Source organism: Nostoc sp. JL34 (assembly GCF_017114945.1).
Lineage (GTDB): Bacteria > Cyanobacteriota > Cyanobacteriia > Cyanobacteriales > Nostocaceae > Nostoc.
Genome location: NZ_JABXKQ010000096.1, coordinates 1 through 6962, shown reverse-complemented (window position 1 = coordinate 6962; position 6962 = coordinate 1). Strand labels below are relative to the sequence as shown.

Below are 6962 nucleotides of genomic sequence, written 5' to 3'. Positions count from 1 at the left end.
AGCTCTAGAATTAAGAAATGGCAAATGTTTTCGGAGAGTGACAGAAGAGGGGTAAATAGCACGACAATACAAATACGAAAGAGCTTGTTCTCAAACATCCCCTCAGTTTCCAGTTATTATGCCTTTGGAATGGTATTCGCATCGTTTTTTTCATTAATGAGAAAATATTCATGAAATATAAACTCTTGGGCAAAAGCGGGTTAAGAGTCTCTGAACTCTCTTTGGGAACCATGACCTTTGGTGAAGATTGGGGCTGGGGTGCATCTGCTGACGAAAGTCGTAAAATCTTTGATAGCTATGTAGAAGCAGGGGGAAATTTCATTGACACCGCCAACGGTTATACCGATGGTAGCAGTGAAAAAATTGTTGGCGAGTTGATCGCTAAAGAACGGGAACGCTTGGTAGTTGCGACAAAATATTCCTTTCCCTTGCGGATGACAGACAAGAAGGGCAACCCTAATGGCAGTGGAAACCATCGCAAGAACTTAATTCAGTCTTTAGAAGGTAGCCTGAAACGGCTGAAGACTGATTACATAGATTTATTGTGGTTGCACGCTTGGGATTTCACAACACCTATTGAAGAAGTCTTGCGATCGCTTGATGATGTAGTCCGTCAAGGTAAAGTACTTTACATCGGCATTTCTGACACCCCCGCTTGGATTGTTTCCCAAGCAAATACCATCGCTCATTATCAAGGATGGACGCAGTTTATCGCCCTGCAAATTGAGTATAGTTTGATTCAGCGGACACCAGAACGGGACTTGATCCCGATGGCAAAAGCTTTAGATTTGGCAGTAACGCCGTGGTCGCCTTTGGGTGGTGGTGTGCTGACAGGTAAGTATAATCAGCCTCCTCAAACAGGCGATGAACAAGGACGATTCGCAAATGCAATGTTTAGAACTATTTCCGAACGGAATTTAGCGATCGCGCAAGTTGTTAGCCAAGTTGCAGCAGAAATTGGCCATACACCTTCACAGGTAGCATTAGCTTGGTTACACGCTCAAAGTGGTGTGATTATTCCGATTGTTGGGGCACGTAAATTAACGCAGTTTCAAGATAACTTAGCTTCCCTTGATATCAGCCTCTCGCCAGAACATCTGCAACGGTTAAATGAAGTGAGTCAAATTGAACTGGGTTTTCCCCATGACTTTTTGCAGAATGATGATATTCGCGATCGCCTTTTCGGTGGCACATTTAATACCATCAAAAATCATCGTATTTAAGCTGATAGTCATATACAGTAACACATTCAGCCGTTAATTCAATCCATCGTCAGAGAGTTTCGCCAAGCCAAGCAATTCTGTAAAGTTAGATATAAAAGGCATCAACAACGTAGAATCATGAGCGACAACAACATTACATCACGTTTGTACCCCACTCGTATTGACATTCCCGCCGAAGCGCGAGTGCAAATCGTGGTACTTCTCAACCAAACCTTGGCAGCTACTTCTGATTTGAAAACCCAAGCAAAGCAAGCGCACTGGAACGTTAAAGGAACTGACTTTTACCAGCTACACCTATTATTTGATGAACTTGCTGGGGAATTAGAAGGATACATCGATCTGGTCGCTGAACGCATTACAGCTTTAGGCGGATACGCTTTCGGAACAGCCCGCGCCGCAGCTAGTAATTCAATTTTGCCAGAATATCCCTTAGATATTTTGGATGGCAAAGACCATGTAACAGCCTTGTCAGATCGTTATGCATTCTATGCTAAACATCTCCGGCAAGCGATCGATAAAACTGATGAATTAGGCGACCTCGATACCGCTGACCTTTACACCGAAATTTCCCGCACCATTGACAAACGACTCTGGTTCTTAGAAGCTCATCTGCAAGTAGCAGAAATTAAGGCAGAGAATGGCAAAGCGGATACCACTAAAACTCAAAAGATCCCTGCTGGTGTAAAGTAAGCACTTCTGAGAAAAGTAGCCTTTCGTAAATCTATTAGTATCTTTTTGGTAAGTACGTCACTTTTAAGTGCGTACTTTTCATTTATATGTATATACTTTACTATTGAAATAGTTCAAAACTAAGTCGAAAAACTCAAAAATATTTTTGAAAAGTGATAGATCAAGATTAATACTTCAACTTGAAAAAGTTAGTAAGTTACTGAAAAAGTATCCTAATTCCATTCTGATTTCTAACTCTTGTACAGACGCGATTAATCACGTCTCTAAATACTCATTAACAACGAGGTAAATTTATGTCTCAAAATACAATTACCCACTTAATTCACGATCGCAATGCCCGTGGTCACGCGAAAATGGGCTGGCTCGATAGTTATCACACATTTTCTTTCGGTAGTTTTTACGATCCCAACCGCATGGGATTTCGCTCTCTGCGCGTGATTAACGACGATCGCATCGCCCCCGGTGCTGGATTCCCTACCCACAGTCATCGTGACATGGAAATCCTCACATACGTCTTAGAAGGTGCTGTAGAGCATAAAGACAGCTTGGGTACTGGCTCGGTGATTCGTCCTGGTGATGCCCAGATTATGAGCGCTGGAACTGGAATCAGTCACAGTGAATTTAATCCTTCACCAACTGAACCACTACACTTGCTACAAATTTGGATTCTTCCCGATCAAGAAGGATTAGCACCAAGATACGAACAAAAAGCTTTTCCTCTAGAAGAAAAGCGCGGCAAATTACGTTTAATTGCTGCTAAAGATGGGCGCGATGGTGCTGTAACAATTCACCAAGATGTTGATTTATACACATCTGTTTTAGAGTCAGGTGATGTTGTTAATTATCAAGTCAAACCCGGTCGTTATGCCTGGTTACAAATAGCCCAAGGCATAGTTAACTTAAATGGTGAAGAACTCAGAGCCGGCGATGGTGTACAAATCAACGGCGAAGAACAGCTAGAAATTAGCACTAATATCGGCGGCGAAATCTTGCTTTTCGATTTAGGCTAATATCTCCTTTATCTGTTAAAAGGCTCATTTAGATGAGCCTTTTACTCAGAATATAATGTGCGTCGGAGGAATTATGGCGATCGCAATCTCCGACAACCAAGCCACAAGTCTAAAAAACTGGTGAACTAGTATCAAAGACTCATTAATGGAGTTCAAAGACCCTTTCATGAAGCTCAAAGACTCATTAATGGAGTTCAGAACCTCTTTAATGAGTATCAAAGACTCATTAATGGAGTTCAAAGCCTCTTTGATGAAGCTCAAAGGCTCATTAATGGAGTTCAGAACCTCTTTAATGAGTATCAAAGGCTCATTAATGGAGTTCAAAAACTCGTGGATAAATAAACTTAACGCCAAATAGGCGATGATCGCTTATACCAATTATTCAAAATAGGCGACAGATGCCACCCTACAAAGCCAAATTAAATTCTGACTTTCTTAATTACGAGCTACGAATTACGAATTAACCCTTGCACTCTCGCTACCATTTGCCTAACTTTCTCAGCATCAGGAGATTGGATACGCTGCAATATCTCCAAGGCTGGCTGTAAATAATCTAGTGCTTGATTGTAATCGCCCTGTTGTTCTGCTATGTGTCCTAAACACCACAAAGTCATAGCTTGGCCTTGAACATCGCCAATTTGTTCTGTGATGGCAAAGGATTGTTTATAAAGGGCGATTGCTTCCTTGATTTCTCCGCTATTGGCCTTTAGTATTCCCAGTTGTTGCAACGTCACTGCCTGACCTCCAATATCGCCGATTTGTTCTTTGAGAGCAAGCGATCGTTCATAAAGAGCGATCGCTTCCTTGATTTCTCCGCTATTGGCCTTGAGTATCCCCAGTTGGTGCAACGTTGCTGCCTGGCCTTGAACATTTCCGATTTGTTCTGTGATGACAAGAGATTGTTTATAAAAGATGAGCGCTTCCTTGATTTCTCCCCTATCAGCTTTGAGACTGCCCAGGTTGTGCAACGTGGCTGCTTTAGTTTCAACATCGCCGATTGGTTCTGTAATAGCAAGCGATTGTTCATAAAGGGCGGTTGCTTCTTCTATTTCTCCCCTATTGGCTTTTAGTCTCCCCATTTCATGCAACGTTGTCGCCTTTCCTTGGACATCGCCGATTTGTTCAGTGATAGCGAGGGATTGTTGATAAAGGGCGATCGCTGCTTCTATTTCTCCCCTATCAGCTTTGAGATATCCAAAGTTGTGAATAATTGCTGCTTTTTCTTTTTCGTCTTTTGCTGGACACTGATCTAAAGCTTTTTGATAATGATCTTGTGCTTTACTCACTTCACCTAGCGCTTGTTCAGAACGAGCTAATTGATGTAGCACTAAATAATCTTCAGCAATTTCTAGAGTAGATTTGCACAATTGAACAGCTTCCCTAAATCGGCTTTGACTTTTCCAGTAGCTTGCCAATTTCCCTGCAATTTCTAGAGCAATTTTATCTACCTTACCCAACAACGCCAAGCGATGAATTTCTAATTGTTGTTCCTCAATTCTTGTTTCCGCCTCTTCCCACCAAAGACGATACAACACCTCAGCCGCTTGCTTATGCAAAACTTCCCCATCTTTCGGTAACTGCACAGGCAAAATGCGCGGCACTCGTAACGCCTGATCATGGCTCACTTCCAACAGCCCCAACGCCACTGCCCGACTAATATAATGTTCCAAATTGGCGATATTTTCACAAACTGTGGCTAAAGCTTCCCTCGGTACTGGCAACTCAAACACCAAACCCCGTGACAACATTTTCTGCATAGTTGTATCCATCTGTGCCAGCAGCGCCTCTGCTAAAACTTGCTCTCGCAACTCCACCGGATCTGCTGCTAACCGATTCAAAATCGCCGCCACATCAACTGTTGAATTTTGCAAAATCTTATCCAACCATTCCAGCAACCGGGGATTACCATCTGCTAACTTCTGCGCTTGTGATTTTAACGCCTCATCCACCTGAGATTCTGCACCAAAGGCTGTGAGGAGATTACACTTTTTTCGCAAATCTGCGCCTCGCATTCCCTCCAAGGGCTGTTTATGAAAATGCTGCAACTGGGTAAATTCAAAATCGTAACGGCAGGTAATAATGATGCAGTGGGAAGTGTAATTTTCTCTAATTGCCCAAACTAAAGCTTTCATTACCTCTGCTGCTTCTGATTGCAAGATATAACTCTGATCGCGAGGTTCTAAATTCACTTCAAAGTCATCCAGCACCAACAAAAACGGCTTTGCTTGTTCATGCAACTGCTGGAAAACTCGTCTCAACCGAAACTTTAATTCTTCATCGTAATTTTGTAGGCGTTTGCGTTGTTCATTGTCATCCAACTTTTCTGTTAAGCGACTCACCAAACTAGCTTCATCGATTCGCCCAACCCAGACAACACGCTCAAAATTCGGCAGTCTGTCACAAAGCCTAGCTGCTAAACTACTTTTACCCAAACCGCCCATCCCATGAATCAACACCCCAACCTCATCGGTTGATTGACTCAGCACCCGCAAACAATTTTGTAATTGACGGCGACGACCAACAAAACTCTCCCGCGTCGGGACTTTCACCTTACCCGCAGGATCTAAAAACTGGGTAGAAACAGAAAGCGGTGGTGCTGGTTTTCGTCCACGAGTCCGCAAAGGTGTGACTAATGAACTTGGTAAATTACCTGCTGCATAAAGCCGTAACAAATGCCAATCCCGCGCCTTATTCTTAATTAATGCTTGGTATGTACAAGCAACAGCTTCGGTGATTTGCTTTCCGGCTGATAATTCTTCGTATAATGCGGCAGCTGCGGCTGTAGCATCAGAATCTAAAACCTTTTGACCCCAACCCAAAACCGCTTTTGCACCCGATTTGAGCAATTCTTCAGCCATTGACGGCACAGATCCCGAATTGCCAGCTTGTCCAGTGCGACAACCAGAAAGGAAAATCAATTTAGGCAGTCGAAATTGTAATTATTGGGCGATATCTCCAGCACTAGCATAGTTAGCTTCACCCGTTTCCGTTTCTGTAATAAAGCGGGGTTGCCCATCTTGTAAAGTAGCATGACCCGTCAGGTGTAAAACATCAAAATAATCCCTGTCGTAACCATCGACTAAATAACCCAACTCCGACAAACAGCCGCTTTCTTCCACCATCAGCGCTAAAGGTTGCCGCTTTGTCGCCTCCAAAATCCGTGCTTCCTCCCCCTCAAAATCCAGCACAGGTTTGACATCCAAAGGCGAAGTAGCCATAAACAAAACTTGCAGCGCCCGGTTTTCTGGTTCCCCGTCAATGGTCAATTTTTTTACCGTGCTATCCGACACCCACCGCACCGGGACAATAGCCGGGACACGTTGCACTAAAAAACCATTGCCATCGTGCAGCACTTCCCAAGGCAAATGGGCAAGCTTTTCAGATGTGGCGATCGCTAACACAATCCCCTCCCGTCGATGCTTATCTAGCAAGGGTTGCAGAGTGCGATCGCTCCCATCCAACCAGTTATACAACCGCCGTCCAGTTACCGTATAATCCTCTGGTAAACTCGAAACATAATAATCCCGTTCTGCCAACTCAATCAAATCAGCGACTTCTGTTAAACAGAGCGATCGCTTTTCATACTGGTTAGGATTATTAACAAAGTAACGTAACTCTACGTAATTCTCAGCAACTGGCTTAAGGTCGAGGTGGAGGGTTTGCACGCTTTGAATCTTGAGACTTCAGTATTTACCCCAAGTCTACCACCGCCAATTCCGTAAAAACAGACGCGATTAATCGCGTCTCTACGATTCTAAAATTTGGCGAATTTCTTCCAGGGTTGCATCTTCTAAAAGCAATCGCCTACCATTGCGCCCGACAATCAACACCTTTTCAATTCTTTTACCAGACTGCTTGGCTTTATACTCTTGATACCACTTGCGGATTTGTTCAGCAATAGCGATCGCACCCCCAACAATACCAACGATAGTAGCAACTGTTGCGGTTACTCCTTCTCTTTCCGGTGCATCTGAACTCACTGCATAAGTAGGTGGGCGGAAAAATTTACAGCTATGTAACGAAAAGTTAAGTAGTAGAA

5 protein-coding genes and 1 pseudogene are annotated in these 6962 nt (G+C 43.4%); 3 read left to right on the top strand and 3 right to left on the bottom strand.

Annotated elements, in window-relative coordinates; all coding sequences use genetic code 11:
- The first annotated feature begins 170 nt into the window (after window positions 1-170).
- The 3 genes from HWQ44_RS17920 to HWQ44_RS17910 all read left to right on the top strand — a co-directional run bounded on the left by HWQ44_RS17920 (window position 171) and on the right by HWQ44_RS17910 (window position 2923).
- A complete protein-coding gene (locus tag HWQ44_RS17920; RefSeq protein ID WP_292721086.1) occupies window positions 171-1223 on the top strand; it encodes an aldo/keto reductase in 1053 nt (350 codons plus the stop codon).
- Window positions 1224-1340: 117 nt separating this feature from the next.
- Window positions 1341-1913: a DNA starvation/stationary phase protection protein Dps gene (gene dps / locus HWQ44_RS17915; RefSeq protein WP_292721085.1), complete on the top strand. Its 573-nt coding sequence runs from the start codon at window positions 1341-1343 to the stop codon at window positions 1911-1913.
- 293 nt (window positions 1914-2206) lie between these two features.
- On the top strand, window positions 2207-2923 hold the full coding sequence (locus HWQ44_RS17910; RefSeq protein WP_292721084.1) for a pirin family protein: 717 nt from the start codon (window positions 2207-2209) through the stop codon (window positions 2921-2923).
- Window positions 2924-3369: 446 nt separating this feature from the next.
- Here the strand turns inward: HWQ44_RS17910 and HWQ44_RS17905 are convergent, their stop codons facing one another.
- From HWQ44_RS17905 to HWQ44_RS17895, 3 genes and pseudogenes are all read right to left on the bottom strand, one after another.
- Complete coding sequence (locus HWQ44_RS17905) at window positions 3370-4671, bottom strand: tetratricopeptide repeat protein (RefSeq protein ID WP_292721088.1); 1302 nt, start codon at window positions 4669-4671, stop codon at window positions 3370-3372.
- Between the two features lie 447 nt (window positions 4672-5118).
- Window positions 5119-6588, bottom strand: a pseudogene (locus HWQ44_RS17900) (CHAT domain-containing protein); the annotation flags it as partial.
- Window positions 6589-6669: 81 nt separating this feature from the next.
- A partial coding sequence (locus HWQ44_RS17895; protein WP_292721083.1) for a hypothetical protein occupies window positions 6670-6962 on the bottom strand: 293 nt, incomplete at its 5' end.

What these genes read in the sequence shown, in the direction of transcription:
- HWQ44_RS17910 (WP_292721084.1), top strand. Translation starts at nt 2,207, where the DNA reads ATGTCTCAAAATACAATTACCCACTTAATTCACGATCGCAATGCCCGT.
- dps (WP_292721085.1), top strand. Translation starts at nt 1,341, where the DNA reads ATGAGCGACAACAACATTACATCACGTTTGTACCCCACTCGTATTGAC.
- HWQ44_RS17905 (WP_292721088.1), bottom strand. Translation starts at nt 4,671, where the DNA reads ATGTTGTCACGGGGTTTGGTGTTTGAGTTGCCAGTACCGAGGGAAGCT.
- HWQ44_RS17920 (WP_292721086.1), top strand. Translation starts at nt 171, where the DNA reads ATGAAATATAAACTCTTGGGCAAAAGCGGGTTAAGAGTCTCTGAACTC.